The sequence below is a fragment of the Paraburkholderia sp. Cy-641 genome, from assembly GCF_011752945.1.
In the GTDB taxonomy this organism is placed as follows: domain Bacteria; phylum Pseudomonadota; class Gammaproteobacteria; order Burkholderiales; family Burkholderiaceae; genus Paraburkholderia.
Genome location: NZ_VWWM01000008.1, coordinates 154,338 through 170,184 on the forward strand (window position 1 = coordinate 154,338; position 15,847 = coordinate 170,184).

Annotated in this window: 15 protein-coding genes and 1 pseudogene; 7 read left to right on the top strand and 9 right to left on the bottom strand. The window is 65.1% G+C overall.

What is annotated here, in order from left to right; all coding sequences use genetic code 11:
• Positions 1 to 36 precede the first annotated feature (36 nt).
• From F3J20_RS06955 to F3J20_RS06990, 8 genes are all read right to left on the bottom strand, one after another.
• Positions 37 to 288 (bottom strand): hypothetical protein, encoded by a 252-nt coding sequence (locus F3J20_RS06955; RefSeq protein WP_240162717.1) that lies wholly within the window; start codon positions 286 to 288, stop codon positions 37 to 39.
• A 267-nt stretch (positions 289 to 555) separates the two neighbouring features.
• The gene (locus F3J20_RS06960) at positions 556 to 1,806 is read right to left on the bottom strand and encodes a patatin-like phospholipase family protein (protein ID WP_167046190.1); all 1,251 of its coding nucleotides are present in this window, start codon (positions 1,804 to 1,806) and stop codon (positions 556 to 558) included.
• Between the two features lie 9 nt (positions 1,807 to 1,815).
• The gene (locus F3J20_RS06965) at positions 1,816 to 2,598 is read right to left on the bottom strand and encodes a 3-hydroxybutyrate dehydrogenase (RefSeq protein WP_167282695.1); all 783 of its coding nucleotides are present in this window, start codon (positions 2,596 to 2,598) and stop codon (positions 1,816 to 1,818) included.
• Between the two features lie 49 nt (positions 2,599 to 2,647).
• On the bottom strand, positions 2,648 to 3,427 hold the full coding sequence (locus F3J20_RS06970) for an acetoacetate decarboxylase (protein WP_167282697.1): 780 nt from the start codon (positions 3,425 to 3,427) through the stop codon (positions 2,648 to 2,650).
• A gap of 146 nt (positions 3,428 to 3,573) precedes the next feature.
• Positions 3,574 to 4,497 carry a polyphosphate kinase 2 gene (gene ppk2, locus F3J20_RS06975; protein WP_167046182.1) on the bottom strand — a complete coding sequence of 308 codons (924 nt, stop codon included), beginning with the start codon at positions 4,495 to 4,497 and terminating at the stop codon, positions 3,574 to 3,576.
• 120 nt (positions 4,498 to 4,617) lie between these two features.
• Positions 4,618 to 5,193, bottom strand: coding sequence for a DUF1003 domain-containing protein (locus F3J20_RS06980; RefSeq protein WP_240159141.1), 576 nt, complete (start codon positions 5,191 to 5,193; stop codon positions 4,618 to 4,620).
• Between the two features lie 103 nt (positions 5,194 to 5,296).
• Positions 5,297 to 6,367: a phosphate ABC transporter substrate-binding protein PstS gene (gene pstS, locus F3J20_RS06985; protein ID WP_167282699.1), complete on the bottom strand. Its 1,071-nt coding sequence runs from the start codon at positions 6,365 to 6,367 to the stop codon at positions 5,297 to 5,299.
• 111 nt (positions 6,368 to 6,478) lie between these two features.
• Positions 6,479 to 7,963, bottom strand: a complete 1,485-nt coding sequence (locus tag F3J20_RS06990; RefSeq protein ID WP_167282701.1) for an MFS transporter — start codon at positions 7,961 to 7,963, stop codon at positions 6,479 to 6,481.
• A 538-nt stretch (positions 7,964 to 8,501) separates the two neighbouring features.
• On the opposite strand from F3J20_RS06990, the gene F3J20_RS06995 reads away from it, so the two are divergent.
• The gene (locus F3J20_RS06995; RefSeq protein WP_167282703.1) at positions 8,502 to 9,374 is read left to right on the top strand and encodes a glyoxalase/bleomycin resistance/dioxygenase family protein; all 873 of its coding nucleotides are present in this window, start codon (positions 8,502 to 8,504) and stop codon (positions 9,372 to 9,374) included.
• Between the two features lie 41 nt (positions 9,375 to 9,415).
• On the opposite strand, the gene F3J20_RS07000 is transcribed toward F3J20_RS06995, so the two are convergent.
• The gene (locus F3J20_RS07000) at positions 9,416 to 10,333 is read right to left on the bottom strand and encodes a LysR substrate-binding domain-containing protein (RefSeq protein ID WP_167282705.1); all 918 of its coding nucleotides are present in this window, start codon (positions 10,331 to 10,333) and stop codon (positions 9,416 to 9,418) included.
• 178 nt (positions 10,334 to 10,511) lie between these two features.
• Between F3J20_RS07000 and F3J20_RS07005 the strand changes: the two genes are divergently transcribed.
• The 6 genes and pseudogenes from F3J20_RS07005 to F3J20_RS07030 form a co-directional block, all read left to right on the top strand.
• Complete coding sequence (locus F3J20_RS07005; RefSeq protein ID WP_167046170.1) at positions 10,512 to 11,858, top strand: MFS transporter; 1,347 nt, start codon at positions 10,512 to 10,514, stop codon at positions 11,856 to 11,858.
• A gap of 62 nt (positions 11,859 to 11,920) precedes the next feature.
• Complete coding sequence (locus tag F3J20_RS07010) at positions 11,921 to 12,661, top strand: SDR family NAD(P)-dependent oxidoreductase (protein WP_167046167.1); 741 nt, start codon at positions 11,921 to 11,923, stop codon at positions 12,659 to 12,661.
• 41 nt (positions 12,662 to 12,702) lie between these two features.
• Positions 12,703 to 13,503, top strand: coding sequence for a TIM barrel protein (locus tag F3J20_RS07015; protein WP_240162718.1), 801 nt, complete (start codon positions 12,703 to 12,705; stop codon positions 13,501 to 13,503).
• Between the two features lie 12 nt (positions 13,504 to 13,515).
• Positions 13,516 to 14,403, top strand: a complete 888-nt coding sequence (locus F3J20_RS07020) for an amidohydrolase family protein (RefSeq protein WP_167282707.1) — start codon at positions 13,516 to 13,518, stop codon at positions 14,401 to 14,403.
• Between the two features lie 27 nt (positions 14,404 to 14,430).
• Positions 14,431 to 15,441 (top strand): Gfo/Idh/MocA family oxidoreductase, encoded by a 1,011-nt coding sequence (locus F3J20_RS07025; RefSeq protein ID WP_167046158.1) that lies wholly within the window; start codon positions 14,431 to 14,433, stop codon positions 15,439 to 15,441.
• Positions 15,442 to 15,615: 174 nt separating this feature from the next.
• A pseudogene (locus tag F3J20_RS07030) lies at positions 15,616 to 15,847 on the top strand (MFS transporter); the annotation flags it as partial.

Below are 15,847 nucleotides of genomic sequence, written 5' to 3' on the forward strand. Positions count from 1 at the left end.
TGAAGCGCGCCGCCGCCGCGCCGGTCCGCTCCGCCGTCAGAGATCGGCGCTCGACAGCGTGATCCGTTCACCGGTAATGGGCAGTACTTTCTGCTCGACGGCTTGCAAAAGCCGGCGCTTGCCGAGTTCGAACGCGAGCATCAATTGCTTCGGCGTCTCGTTCGCCGCGCCGAGTTTTTCGCGGACCGTTTCGGCAGGGAGCGCGAAGGCACAGTATCCCCAACCGAAGGCATAGGCCGAAAACCAGAGTGTCGCGTCGCCGGAAAGTTGGGGGGCCGTCAGGTTCATCAGGGGTGGGTTCATGGCTGTCGCTCGCCTGGCCGATGGGAATAGTGCGTGATTCTCGCATAGCCGATTGACGTGGACCGTTTTCATGGAACGGCCCACCGGCTCATCTCCAGTTATCCTGACTGTTGGGCTGGCTTCGAAGCGTGGCCCGCGATCGCCCTGGCTTGGGCGATCGCGGCCCGAAGTGACGTCGAAGCGGATATCGAAGCGTCCGCGACCGGCTGCCGCAGCACCGGTCTTGCCGCCGACGCCTCGCGCCAACTCCGCTCAGGCCGCGTCCTTTCTTTCCGTATGCAGCACCAGTTCAGGCACGCTTCGTTCGGACTCCGGAACCGAACCGGATGGCCGATGCACATCGTGCGTCACGAAGCCCTGTTCGCGGCTCGGCACATCGAACCACTCCCGATGGGCAAACGAAGCGCGAATGTCGTCGAGACCGCTCTCCCAGTGCTCCTGCATCGTGTCCATGCTGAACTCGTAATCCTTGTAGTGACCCTCGTACGGCTTGTTCTTGTAGATGAGGTGCACCACGTTGATCGCGCTGCCGTCGGCGGCCTGTTCGGCAAGGCGGAACAGCGGGTCCGTCTTGCGTATCTCGGCCGGGACATGCGCAAGCAGTTCCTTGATGAAGCGCGCATGCTTCTGGCGCTCCGCGAGCATGCTGGTGATCGCGCGCGTGCGGCTCGAATACTGGATGTCCTTGGCGCGCTCCGACACGTCGAGGAAGTCGCCGGGCGTATTGCCGCTCGCGCTCCACAGGTCCACCTGGAAGACCAGCGTGTCCTTGTGCTCGGCATCGCGCAGCACTTCGGTCAACGGCGTGTTGGAGACGAGGCCGCCGTCCCAGTAGTACTCGCCGTCGATCTCGACGGCCGGAAATCCCGGCGGCAACGCGCCCGACGCCATGAAATGCTCCGGGGTCAGGCGCATTTTCGTGTTGTCGAAGTAGACGAGGTTGCCGGTCCGCACGTTCACCGCACCCACCGAGACGCGAATCTCGCCGTCGTTGATCCGGTCGAAATCGGCGAACTGCAACAGCGTTTTCTTCAATTCGGCGGTGTGGTAGTAGCTGACCCCGCTCGGGCTTTTCTTTTCGAATCCCGCGACGGGCAAGGGGAAGCGCGGCGCGAAAAAGCCGGGCTGGCCCTCGGTCAGCGCCCGGCCCGCGGCCCAGATGCTGGCCCATTTGCGCGACAGATCCTGCAACCCGATGCGGGGCAGCGCCCAACTGCCGAGGCCACCGAGCCAGTCCGCCGGATGGCAGATCGAATTCCAGAAGCCGCGCAACGCCTCGACGCGGTGTTCCGGCGCGTTGCCGGCGATGATCGCCGTGTTGAGCGCGCCGATCGACACGCCGGCGATCCAGTCGGGATGGACGCCCGCCTGCATCAGGCCTTCATAGACGCCGGCCTGGTAGGAGCCGAGCGCGCCGCCGCCTTGCAGCACCAGGGCGATTTCGTCGTAGCGCGGCAGCGGGAACACCTCCGGCTGCACGCCGATTTTTCTTGTACCGGTCATACGTACCCCTTATCGCATCGACCAGCCGTGGCTGACGATCACCGACTGACCGGTGAGCGCCGACGACTCGAAGCTCGCGAGGAACGCTACCGTATTGGCGACGTCCTCGACCGTGGTGAATTCGCCGTCGACGGTTTCCCTGAGCATGACGTTCTTCACGACGTCGGCTTCGGAGATGCCGAGCTCTCTCGCCTGCTCGGGAATCTGCTTGTCGACGAGCGGCGTGCGCACGAAGCCGGGGCACACGACATTCGCCCGTACGCCGCGCGGGCCGCCTTCTTTCGCCACGACGCGGGCGAGCCCGAGCAAGCCGTGCTTGGCTGTCACATAGGCCGACTTCAGCTTCGACGCTTCATGCGAGTGCACCGAGCCCATATACACGATCGAACCGCCGTTGCCGCTCGCGTACATGTGCCGGATCGCGGCCTTCGTGGTGAGAAAGGCGCCGTCGAGATGGATCGCCAGCATCTTCTTCCAGTCGGCGAACGCATAGTCTTCGATGGGCGCGACGATCTGGATGCCGGCGTTGGACACCAGCACGTCGAGACTGCCCAGTTCCTGCACCGCACGCTCCACCCCGTCATTGACCGCTGCTTCGCTGGTGACGTCCATCGCCACGGCCAGCGCCTTGCCGCCCGTGGCGACGATGCTGGCGACCACCTTCTGGGCGTTGTCGAGATTGAGGTCGGCGATCACGACCGCCGCGCCGAGACTCGCGAGCCTGTAGGCGCATTGTTCGCCGATACCGCTTGCCGCGCCGGTCACGAGCGCGACTTTATTGTTCAATGACATATCGTTTTCCTTCTTGTTGATCTTCTTGATCTTGTTGATTCACGAAGCGTTACAGATTGGCCGCGAGCTTCACGCTCTCCACGGGAACCAGATAATCGAGCGCGACCTCGCCGATATCGAGCGTGAGATTGGCGATGACATGCCGCGCGCCGACCACGCGCTTCACCGGCAGATCGGCCACGGGCGCCAACGCATGCGGATGCAGTTCGAGCGCGGCCGGACCCGACCACGCGCCGAGCACGCTCACGTCGCGCAGGAAGAAGCGCACGAGCTCGCACACGCGCGGCGAACCGTCGACGTGCGGAATCACTTTCAGCAGATAGTTCGGCGTGTCCGCGAGCTTTTTGCGTTCGACCTCGACGTCGAGCGGCACGTGCTTGAAGCCCATCGTGCCGGTAGCGACGCGCTGGGTGCCGTAGTCGAGCGTGCCGAGCAGCGTGTCGTTGCCGTCGACGCCGAGCGTCGGCCTCGCCAGCTTCTTCGGAAAGCCCCAGATTTCGCGGCCACCGGCAATCGGGCCTTCGTCGTCGAGGTACATCGAATGGGTGTAGTTGCCGATATGCCCGTGCTGGTCGCGCACCGAGATGACTTGGCCGCTTTCGGTGTAGTCGCCGAAGCCCGACGAATCCGGCATGCGGATGAATTCGTAATGCACGAGATTGTTCTCGGGATGCAGCGGCTCCGGAACCACGGCGCGCAGCGCGTCGGGGTCCGTCTCATAGGAAATGATGAAGTATTCGCGATTGATGAAGCGATACGGCGGCCGCGGATAAGCGGGGTTATGAACGGGCATCGCAAAGGCGTTTTTGTGGATCGAGGCGAGGTCCATGGGAATCCTTATGAATGGCGGATGATGGATGAGGGGCAGGAGGCGAGCGGCAGCCTCGTGAAAGGCCGCGCTGCGAGTGAGCCCGACAGATCGTGCAGAACCGGCGCCTACCGCGCCATCGACGGGCGCGGTATGGCGACTACCGTTCAGTACATGTTCGGCACGTACATCTCGGGGGGAACCGGGTGGCGAATGTAGTCTTCGTGATGGACGCGCGCGGGCAGATCGATGGCCGCGTGCTCGGTCTCGAGATACGGCACCTGGTTCAGCAGATGGTGCATGCAGTTCAGGCGCGCGCTCTTCTTGTCGTTGGCGTCGACTACCCACCACGGCGACTCGGGGATATGCGAGCGTTCGAGCATGACTTCCTTCGCGTGCGTATATGCTTCCCAGCGACGGCGGCTTTCGAGGTCCATCGGGCTGAGCTTCCATTGCTTGAGCGGATCGGTAATGCGCGCCTGGAAGCGCATTTCCTGTTCGTCGTCCGTGACCGAGAACCAGTACTTGAGGATCTGGATGCCGCTGCGCTGGAGCATCCGTTCGAACTCGGGCACCGAGCGGAAAAACTCCTCGTATTCCTCGTCCGTGCAGAAACCCATCACGCGTTCGACGCCGGCGCGGTTATACCAGCTGCGATCGAACAGCACGATTTCGCCGGCGGCCGGCAGATGCGCGACGTAGCGCTGGAAATACCACTGGGTACGCTCGCGGCTCGTCGGCGCGGGCAGGGCGGCGATGCGGCACACGCGCGGATTGAGGCGCTGCGTGATGCGCTTGATCGCGCCGCCTTTGCCGGCCGCGTCCCGTCCCTCGAAGACCACGACGAGGCGGTGCCCCGTCTTGACGACCCAGTCCTGGAGCTTGACCAGTTCGCCCTGCAGGCGGAACAGTTCGCGGAAATAATGCCGCCGGCTCGTGCGCGCTGCGTCGTCGGACGTGCCGGGTACGCCGAAGCGCTGGTCGTCGAGTTCCATCTCCAGCTCTTCGTCCCAGCTGTCGATCAGGTCGGCCTGAAGGCGCTGATGCAGTGTTGCGTCGGCGTTCGTGGGGTTCGTGTCATGCTCGCTCATCGATAGGGCTCCTGTCGGTCGATGCAATCTGTTCGCGGAAATGAAGCGTTCTGTTCCGCGGTTCGTCGGGTGTCGAATACGTGAGGGTTATCTGCTACGGTTCGGTCGAGCTCGCGCAGCCTAGTGATCGGACTTCGTGACGGGCGACAATTTCGCGTGCAGCTCGACCGTGAGCGCCTCGATGCGTTCGCTCAACTGCTTGGTCAGCGTGGTGAGTGCCGTGTTCTGCTCCAGCAGCGCGACCAGTTGCGCGGTCTGCTGCGCCATCGCTTCCTGGCGCTGCGAACTCGCTTGCGCCAACGCTTCGCGGTGCAATGCATCGGCATCGGCATGCATCTTGTCGCGATCGGCCTGGCGCGTCTGCGCGAGCAGAATCAGCGGCGCCGCGTAGGCTGCCTGAAGACTGAAGGCCAGATTCAGCAGAATGAACGGATACGCGTCGAACTTGGTCCACCCGGCGAGGTTCACGATCATCCAGACCAGCACGACTACCGTCTGCCCTATGAGGAAGGTCGGCGTGCCGAAGAATCGCGCGAACTGTTCGGCCTTGAGCGCGAACCAGTCGTCGCCGAACACCGAGGTCAGGTGAACGTGCGGCAGATGGAAGCGGTAGTGATGGCGCCCGGATTGCTGTTCGTTGCTGCTGTTGGCGAGGTCGTTCATCGTATCGGACAGAAAACAGAAAAGGTCCCGCATGAAGGGATGCCTGCCCGCGCGAGCGCGGGCAGGCATGAGGCGCCGTGTCGTGCAAAGGGGCTTCGAGTGGTGAGGCAGGCGCGATGCGGTGGCGGTATGGCGCTTACCTGATCGACTCGATCTGCGTGATGCTGAGCTCCCACGTATGCGGCGGCAGCGGAATGAAATGCACGGCTTCGAGATACGCCGCGTTTTCATCCGACGGTACGATCGACCATTCGAGCAGCTTGCGAATCTCGGCGGCCAGCTCGGGGCTCGGCTGCTTCGTCGACACGACCGCGTATTCGTAGTTCACGAGCGGATAGGTGCCGGCGGCCGGCGAGAACACGAGGCTCAGGCGCTCGTCAGGCGGCGTGCGCACGCCGAGCGAGGCCGCGCCGGCGGTGATCGTCGCCTTCGTCGGCAGCACGAATTCGCCCGCGCCGTTCTTCAGCGCGGCGGTGCCGAGCCCGGCTGCGGCGATGTCCTTCGCGTAGCTCACGCCGATATAGCCGACCGAATACGGCGTCGTCTTCAGGGCGTTGACCATACCGGCGTTGCCGGTTGCGGCAACCGCGTCCGATACCGTCGGCCAGTCGACCGTGGTGCCGTAGCCGAGCGAGTTTTCCCACGAGGGCGTCGAGAACGTCAGGAACTGCGTGAAGACGAACGTATCGCCCGAGCCGTCGCCGCGGCGCACCGGCACGATCTCGTGATGCGGCAGATGCACGCCCGGATTCAGCGCGGCGATCGCCGGTGCGTCCCACTGATGGATCGCGCCGGTGTAGATGCCGGCGAGCGTGGGGCCGTCGAGCTTCAGATGCGTGTCGTTGAGGCCCGGCAGGTTGTAGTTGACCGTCTGCGCGGCGATCGCGAGCGGCACGTTGATGATCTGCGGATGCTTCATCGCGTCGGCGTCGGACATGTAGGCGTCCGAGGCGCCGATGTTGACCTTGCCGGCGATCGCCTGCTCGATCCCGGCCGCGGAGCCGGTCGCGCCGACGCTGATGTGCACGCCCGGATGCGTTTTCGCGTAGGCCTCGCTCCAGGTCGAAAAGAGCGGTGCGAGCAGCGTCGAGCCGGTCTCGGTCAGCGTCACCTGCTGCGCGTGCGCGGCGGGCATCGCGGCGGCGAGCGCCATGGCGAGGCAGGCCGTCATGCGCGCGACGGTTTGGTTGCGTTGTGCTGCGCTCATCGTGTCCTCTGTCGTGTATCGAAGCGCGCTGGCCGCGTCGGGCCAGCGCGGGTGTTCGTGATGGTATGAGGCTGCTTGTCGACCGCTTTACTGGCCGACGGGTTGGCCCATTTACTGGCCGATGCGGTCGAGGTTCACGCCGGTCGTCTCGATCCGGAAGATCCACGTGACGACCGCGCCGAACAGCGAGGTCACGACGAGGCAGTACAGCAGCGTGCTGGTGCCGATCGTGGCGAGCAGGATCGGGAACAGGAACGCGGTCATGATCGCGCCGACCTTGCCGACCGCCGCCGCGAAGCCCGCGCCCGCGCCGCGAATCCGGGTCGGGAAGACTTCGCCCGCGAGCAGATAGGTCTGCGCGTTCGGGCCGATGTTGGTCATGAAGTTGAACAGCATGAAGCCCGCGAAGATCAGCGTCGTCTTGCTGTTGCCGTCGAAGCTGCCGGACAGCGCGGCGACGAACAGGCCCGCCGCGCAGCCGATGAAGCCGAAGACCTGCAGCTTCACGCGGCCGACCTTGTCGGCGAGCATCACGGCGAACAGAATCCCGACGATCAGCAGCGTGGTGGTCAGCGCGGCGCCCTTCGCGGCGAGGATGTCGTTCATGATCAGATCGCTGATGCTGCGCACGTGGTCCGGCTTGCTGCCGAGCGCGATCGCGAGGATCGTCGGTGTGAAGATGCCGATCCCGTAGGTGCCGAGATCCTGCAGGAACCACGGCGCCGACGAGAAGATCGTCGCGCGCAGGTTCTGCTTCGAGAACAGCGTGAGGAACGACTTCGAATCGCCGTGGCTTTCGGCGCTTTCCGCTTCGCGCGGCAGCTCGATGTGCGTGGGGTATTGCGGCTGGCGATCGAGCAGCCGGCGCGCGGCCTGCTCGGCTTCTTCGACGTCGCCGCGCACGTGCAGCCAGCTCGGGCTCTCGGTGATGAAGAAGCGGCCGAGCGTGACGATCACCGCCGGGATGATGGCGGTCGCGTACATCCAGCGCCATGCCTCGATCGTCGGCAGGATCGACAGCACGAGATAGCCGACCGCGGTGCCGCCGAGCGCGCCGAGCGCCTGGAAGCCGAACGCGCCGAGCACGAGTTTGCCGCGGCTCGCGCTCGGAATGCTCTCGGAGATGATCATGTGCGCGGTCGGGTAGTCGCAGCCGAGCGCGACGCCGAGCCCGAACAGACAGACCACGAGCGAGATGAAATTGGCGCAGACGGTCAGCAGCACGAGGAATACGCAAAACAGGATCATCTCGATGATGAACATGCGCTTGCGGCCGAAGTAATCGGACATGCCGCCGAGCGCCAGCGCGCCGACCAGGATGCCGACGAGGCTCGCGGCGGAGACGAGGCCGTTCTGCGCCGCGCCGATGCCGAACTCGCGCGAGATCAGCGGCAAAGCGACGCCCGTCATGAACACCACGAAGCCTTCGAAGAACTTGCCGGCCGCGGCGAGCGACCAGATGCGCCATTGCATCGCCGTCATCGGCGTGGAGGTCAGGCGGGTGCCGTCGGGCCAGATCGGACATTCGTCGATATAGTCCTGAACCGACTTCGTGGTGACACGCCCCAGGGAAGATGCGGCTACCGTTTGTTCCATGTTGGTCATTCCTTTGCAATCAAGGTTTTATTGCCTCGGTTCCGCGCTTGTGCGTGGCCTTTACCAGTCCCGCGCCTTCATTCTAGAAATGGATTCGTGTCGAGCCTGTGACATTCATTTACATGCAACGCGTAGATCAGGATCGTAAGGAATACGGTGAATAAATACTTGCTTCGACAATTGCGAATGCTTGCAAAAACCTTATCCATGCCGGCGTAAGACGCCCGATATGTTTGTTCTAATGTCTGACAGGGAACAGGCCTGGCGTGCCGTGAGCAGGGCAATTCGGAGAGATGGAACGTCCGTTCGACGACATCGGGATAATGTTTTCATCGTCGAATAACGGGCAGATGAAAATAAATAGCAGTTCGTATGAATCGGCTTTCAAGCGAAAGAATACGTGGGCGGATTCTCATGTCCCGAAACCCGGTCTTCGATATTGCCCGGACGCGTCCAATTCGGTGCCGGGCAATGCTGAGGCATAATTTCCCGCATGTTTCCCGTCATAGACTCGTTCAACAATCGCAAGGCCGATCTCATGGAACACTCCTACGCGCACGACGACACCGGTAATCTGATCCTGCTCGAACACATTAATCTGACGATTCCCGACCAGGTGCTCGCGACGGCGTTTTACGTCAGCGGACTCGGCCTCACGCGCGATCCGTTCCTGATGACCGGCGTGAACAACATGTGGATCAACATCGGCCGCTCGCAGATCCACCTGCCGCAGGGCAAGGCACAGTGCCTGCGCGGCAGCGTCGGCCTCGTGGTCGGCGAACTCGACGCGCTGCTGGCGCGTCTGCAAGCGGTCAAACCGCTGCTCGCCGGCACCGGGTTCGGCTGGACGGAGCGCGCGGGCTGCATCGACGTGACCTGTCCCTGGGGAAATCGCTACGAGTGTCTCGACCCGCATAGCCGGCCCGCCGACGCGCCGTGGTCGCAAATCGATCTCGGCATGGCATACGTGAAGCTCGACGTGCCCGTTGGCAGCGCGCAAGCCATCGCGCGTTTCTATGCGGACGTCTTCCATGCGAACGTCGCCACGCGGGAGCAGGGCGGCTCGCCCTGCGCGGTGATCGACGTGGGAACGCATCAGCAACTGCTGTATGTGGAAACGTCCGGGCCGATTCCGCCTTACGACGGGCATCACATCGCCGTTTACGCCGCGCGCTTTGCCGAGCCCCATGCGCGCCTCGTCGAGTACGGCACGGCTTACGGAGAAGAGCCGCACCAGTACCGGTTCGCCGAGATCGTCGATCCGTCGTCGAAAGCGCGTTGCTTCGAACTCGAACACGAGGTGCGGAGCCTGCATCATCCGCTGTATGCGCGGCCGCTCGTGAACCGCAATCCGGAGCAGACGAACCGCGACTACCGCAAGGGCGCCGATGCACGCAGCGGCGTGTTTTGAGCGGGCGCAACCGTGTGCCCGTGTGCCCGTGAGGTGCCGCGCTAGGCCATGTCGTCCGGCATGCTGCCGATCTGCCGCTCCAGCTGCTCGGCGCGCCGATAGATAGCCTGCATCAGCAGCATCGCGTTGCGGGTCGGCGGCGAGAATTTCGAATAGACGAAGGTCGAAGTCATTTCGAGGTTTTCGGTCAGCGGCCGCACGATGCAATCGCCCTCGGCGGCCGCGAATTCGTCGACGATCGCGAGCCCGAGGCCGCCGCGCACGAGCGCCAGCGCCTGATCGGCGCGCGTCACGTCGACCACCGAGGTCAGTTCGACGTCGGCATGCTGGCAGCCCCGCACGATGGTCGTGCCGAACGGAATGTCGCGCCTGAAGAGAATCATCGGCTCGGCGGTCAGATCGGCGAGCGCAATGCTGCTGCGTTCCGCGAGCGGATGGCCGGGCGGCAGCACGCAGACCATGCGCCCGCGCATGAACGGCACGACGTCGAGATGCTCGTGCTCGATCGGCATCGAGGTGACCGCGACGTCCACGGTCTTGCTCAGCACTTCGAGCGGCATTTCGGCCATCAGCGTCGTGTGCCAGTCGACCCGCAAGCCCGGCAGCTTGCGCTTCAGCTCGACGATGGCCGGCGCGACGATCGCGGTCGCGAGCGACGGGCTGCACGCGACGCGCAACAGGCTCGCCGGGCCGAGCGCGAGCGCGCGCGCGAATTCGTCGACGCGCAGCGCCGACTGATAGACCTGCTCGACCTCGCGAAACAGCGCCTGCGCCTCGGCCGTCGGAATCAGCCGGCCCTTCGTGCGCTCGAACAGACGCAAGCCCAGCGTGGTTTCGGTGTGCGACACGAGCTTGCTCACGGCCGGCTGCGAGACGTACAGCATTCTCGCGGCCGCATTGATCGAGCCCGTGAGCATCACGGCGCGAAATACCTCCATTTGCCGCAGCTTGAAGCGCATCCTTCCTCCTCCCGCGAATCCCGCGCGCGGGGCGATTAACCAAAAGTTATAGGATAGCTGAAACTCGGCATACGACAGCAGGCCGGTTACTCCCTACTATCTCCCTCGAAGACCGCACGCCGGTTGCGCGGAAGCGCCCGAAGCCGGCGGCGCCGCAGAAATCAACGATGGAGACACGATGAATCCGACCCCGACACCGCCGACGTTTTCCGCGAGCGCCGGTGCCGCCGTGCCGGCCTCCGCACGCACGCGGGCGCGCTTCGGCATCCTCGCGCTGCTCGCGATCGGCACGATGATCAACTATCTCGATCGCAGCGTCGCGGGCATTGCCGCCCCCAGCATGAGCCACGAGCTGGGCCTGACGCCCGCGCTGATGGGCGTGATCTTCTCCGCTTTTTCCTGGACCTACACCGCCGCGCAGATTCCGGGCGGCGTGCTGCTCGACCGGGTCGGCACGCGCTGGACCTATTTCTTCGCGCTGACGCTGTGGTCGCTGTTCACGGGGTTTCAGGGGCTCGCGGCCGGCTTCGTGTCGCTGCTCATCATGCGGCTTCTGATCGGCGCGGCCGAGGCGCCGTGCTTTCCGACCAACAGCCGGGTGGTCGCGGTCTGGTTTCCGCAGAGCGAACGGGCGCGCGCGACGGGCGTCTACACGTTCGCCGAGTATGTCGGCCTTGCGTTTCTGAGCCCGCTGCTGTTCTGGCTCGAACAGCGCTACGGATGGCGCGCGCTGTTCGGTATGGTCGGCGCCGTGGGCGTGGCGTTCGGCGCGGTGTGGCTGCTGCGCTTTCGCGAGCCGCATGAGTCGAAGGCGGCGAACCGCGCCGAACTCGATTACATCGCGGACGGCGGCGGCGTGGTCGACGGCAGCCGCGAGACGATGCAATTTCGCTGGTCCGACATCGGCGCGCTGCTGCGCCGCCGCAGCATGCTCGGCATCTGTATCGGCCAGTTCGCCTGCAATTCGACCAACGTGTTCTTTCTCACGTGGTTTCCGACCTATCTCGCCACCGAGCGCCACATGCCGTGGCTCAAGGTCGGCATGGTCGCGGTGCTGCCGTTCATCGCCGCCTCGGTCGGCACGCTGAGCGGCGGCTGGATTTCCGACGCGATGCTGCGCCGCGGCATCTCGCTGAACTGGTCGCGCAAGCTGCCGGTGATTACCGGGCTGCTGGCCGCCTCGAGCATTGCGCTCGCCAACTATGTCGATTCGACCGCGGCCGTGATCGCGATCCTGTGCGTCGCGTACTTCGCGCAGGGCATGTCGGCGCTCGCCTGGATGATCGTCTCCGACATCGCGCCGAAGGGTCTGCTCGGTCTGAGCGGCGGCATCTTCAACCTGTTCGCGAACGCGGCCGGCATCGTCACGCCGCTCGTGATCGGGCTGATCGTCAACGCAACCGGCTCGTTCGTCTACGCGCTCGCCTTCATTTCGGCGGTCACGCTGATCGGTGCGCTGTCCTACGTATTCGTGGTCGGCGACATCAAGCGGATCGTGCTGAAGAGCACGGCGGCCCCGGTGTGAACCTCCGCGGTGTGAATTCTTCTCCCCGAACTCTTGTGCAACCTCAAAAGGAAACGTTCTCCATGAGCCACTCATTCGACGGCCAGGTCGCGATCGTCACCGGCGCGGCGCGCGGCATCGGGCTTGGCATCGCACGCCAGCTGAAAGCGGACGGCGCTCGCGTCGCGATCTGGGACCTCGACGTCAGCCATTGCGACGCCGCGCAGCTCGGCTTCGAGCCGGACCATCTGCAATCCGTCGACGTGTCGTCCTACGCGTCGGTCGAGAGCGCGTTCGAGGCGACTGTCGCGGCACTGGGCCACGTCGACATTCTCGTCAACAACGCGGGCATCAACGGGCCGGTGGTGCCGAGCTGGGAGTATCCGGTGGAGACCTGGCAGCGCGTGCTCGACGTCGATCTGAACAGCGTGTTCTACGGCTGCCGCGTCGCGGTTCCGCATATGCGCGCGCGCGGCGGCGGACGCATTCTCAACGTCGCGTCGATCGCGGGCAAGGAAGGCGTGCAGTTCATCTCCGCGTATTCGGCGGCGAAGGCCGGCGTGATCGGCTTCACCAAGGCGGTCGCGAAGGAACTCGCGCGCGACAATGTGATGATTAACTGCATCGCACCCGCGATGGTGGAAACGGAGCTGTTCCGCGAGATGTCGCCCGAGCACATCGAGGCGAGCAAGGCGAAGATTCCGCTCGGCCGTTTCCTGCAAATCGAAGAGGTCGGCCGGATGGTGAGCTGGATCGTGAGCCCCGCATGCAGCTTTACGACCGGCTTCACGTTCGATTTGACCGGCGGGAGGGCCACCTATTGAACCCCGCTCAAAACCCTGCGCGTTCGCTTGCCGTCGCGCATTTGACAGCGCTCGAGTTCGCGCCCGCGCCGTTGGTGCGGCTCGCCGCGCGCGCCGGTTTCGCTGGCGTCGGCTTGCGCATGCATCCGGCCATGCCTGGCGGCATCGCGTATCCGGTGATGGCCGGCACTGACGCGCATCGCGAGTTGCGCGACGCGCTGGCGGGCGAGGGCGTCACCGTGTGCGACGTCGAATTCATTCCGCTCGTGCCGACGCTCGATGCCGCCTCGTTCGCGCCGTTGTTCGAAGCGGCCGCCGGGCTCGGCGCGCGCTGCGTGAGCGTGTCCGGCGACGATCCCGACGCGGCGCGGCTCGCCGCGAATCTGGCCGCGCTCGCCGAACTCGCGCAACCGTTCGGATTACGGATCGATCTGGAATTCATGCGCTGGCGCCATGTCGGCACGCTCGCCCAGGCGCGCGCGGCGCTCGAACGCGCCGCGCATCCGAATCTCGGGCTGGTGATCGACGCGCTGCATCTGTCGCGCGCGGGCAGCACGCCGGACGATGTCGCCGCGCTGCCGCCGCAGTCGGTCGGCTTCGTGCAGTTGTGCGATGCGCCCGCCACGCTGCCGGCCAACGACGACGAAGCGATTCTCGAAGCGCGTACCGCGCGGCTCGCCCCTGGCGACGGTGCGCTGCCGCTCGAAGCGCTCTTGCGCGCGGTGCCGCCGCAGGTGGCGTTGAGCGTCGAGATGCCGATGCCGGCGCTGGATGCCGAAGCGCGCCTCGAACTGGCCTATCGCGGCGCGCGCCGCGTCGTCGAGCGCGCGGCCGCAGCGGCGGGATCGGCGCCGGCCGTCTGAGTGGAGCAGCCCATGAGCCTATTCGACGAAGACAAGATCGACTGCCATTGCCACGTGTTCGATCCGATCCGCTTTCCGTATCGCGACGACACCACGTATCGGCCCGCGCAGCAGGAAATCGGCACCACGGCGCAGTTCGTGCGCGTGATGGATGCGTATGGCGTGCGCCACGCGCTGCTGGTCGGTCCGACGAGCGGCTATCGGACCGACAACCGCTGCCTGCTCGACGCGCTCGAAACCTATCCGACGCGCTTTCGCGGCATTGCGGTGGTCGACAACGACATCAGCCGCGACGAGCTTGCCGCGTTGCGCCGCGCGGGCGTGGTGGGCGTTGCGTTCAATCCGGCGATGGAAGGCATCGAGCTCGTGCGCGAAGCGGGCGCGCTCTTTGGTATGCTCGCCGACCTCGGCATGGTCGCGCAGATTCAGGTCGCGGGCGACCAGATGGCCGAGCTTGGCCCTTGGCTCGCCAGCCAGCCGGCCGCGCTCGTCGTCGATCATTGCGGCCGGCCGAACAGCGTGGACGGCGTGGCCCAGGCCGGCTTCGACGCCTTGCTGCGTCTCGCCGATAGCGGCCGCGCGTGCGTGAAACTGTCGGGCTGGCAGAAGTACTCGCGTACCGCGCATCCGTACGAGGACACCCGGCCCTATGCGCAGGCGCTGTTGCGCGCGTTCGGTCCCGAGCATTGCGTGTGGGGGTCCGACTGGCCGTTCCTGCGCGCGCCGGAGCGGCTCGATTATGGTCCGCTGCTGACGCTGTTCGAGACGATCGTGCCCGATGCCGACGTGCGGCGGCAAATCCAGTGGGACACGCCGCGCCGGCTGTTCGGTTTCGACGAAGCGCATGGCGGGGAGCCTGCCTCGTCGCCGCGCGCCCGTGTCGAATCTCTTGCTTCCTAACCTGTTTCCCGGGATTTTCTGAACACCATGGACACTATCAAACCTCTGCGTTTCGGCGTGCTTGGCGCCGCAAAAATCGCGCGCTCGTTTATCGCCGGTGTCGCGTCTTCGCCGCTCATCGACGTGGTGGCGGTCGCGAGCCGCGATCTCGAGAAGGCCAGACAGTTTGCGAGCGAAGTCGGCGTGCCGCGCGCGCACGGCTCGTACGAAGCCTTGCTCGCCGATCCTGACATCGAGGCGATTTACGTGCCGCTGCCGAACACGATGCACGCCGAGTGGGTCATCAAGGCGCTCGATGCCGGCAAGCACGTGCTGTGCGAAAAGCCGATCGCGATCTCGAAGGACGAGACCGTCGCGATGTTCGAGGCCGCGCGCCGTAACGGCCGGTTTCTCGCCGAGGCCTATCCGTACCGCGCGCAGGAGCAGACGCTCGCGCTGCGCCGCCTGCTCGACGAAGGCGCGATCGGCCGCGTGCAGACCGTGTTCGCGTGCTTCGGCGTCAAGTTCAGCGACCCGGCCAATATCCGCCTCGACCCCGAGCGCGGCGGCGGCGCGTTGCTCGACGCGGGCAGCTACGCGATGAGCATGGTGCGCATGGTGGCCGGCGAAAAGCCCACGCGCGTGAACGCGGTGGCGCGCTGGTCGGACACGAAAGTGGACCTCACCGTGATCGCGAACCTCGAATTTCCGAGCGGCCTGCTCGCGCAGATCGCGTGCAGCTTCAACACGGCCTACCACCGCCACGCGCTGATCTCCGGCACCGACGGCATTCTCGAGACGACCTTCCTCAACAGCCCGCCCGATGCGGGGTTGCCCGAAATCCATCTGCGCCGCGGCGTGCCCGCGACGACGCCGCGCGAAACGATCAGCGTGGCGGGCGGCAACGGCTTCCTCGCCGAGGCGGAAAGCTATGCGCGCGCAGTTGCGCTTGGAGCCGAGCACTGGAACGGCAGCAGCGAGCAGGAGTCGATCGATACGATCGCGACGCTCGAAGCGATTGCGCGCAGCATTCGTTCGGGCAACTGGGAAAACGTCTGAACGGCTGCGTTGATCGCGGCTTTTCCCGGTTCATCGTGACGTATGAAGGCAGGGCGCGCCACGCGGCGTGCCGGGTAACCGCGAGCCGAGGCGGGATGTCGCGCATCGGCTCGCGAGCATGACAGACGCAAAGACGCATCGACAACATTTGCGCTTTCCATATCGGAGACAAAGATGAAGCCTGACACAACGCTTTCTTCACCCGCGGACCTGGCGCTTGCGCCGGCACGCCGCTCGCGAGCCCGCTTCGCGATTCTCGCGCTGCTCGCGATCGGCACTGTCATCAACTACCTCGATCGCACGGTGCTCGGCATCGCCGCGCCGAGCCTCACGAAGGAACTTGGCCTGTCGGCCGGCGTGATGGGCATCGTGTTCTCCGCTTTCTCGTGGACCTACACGCTCTCGC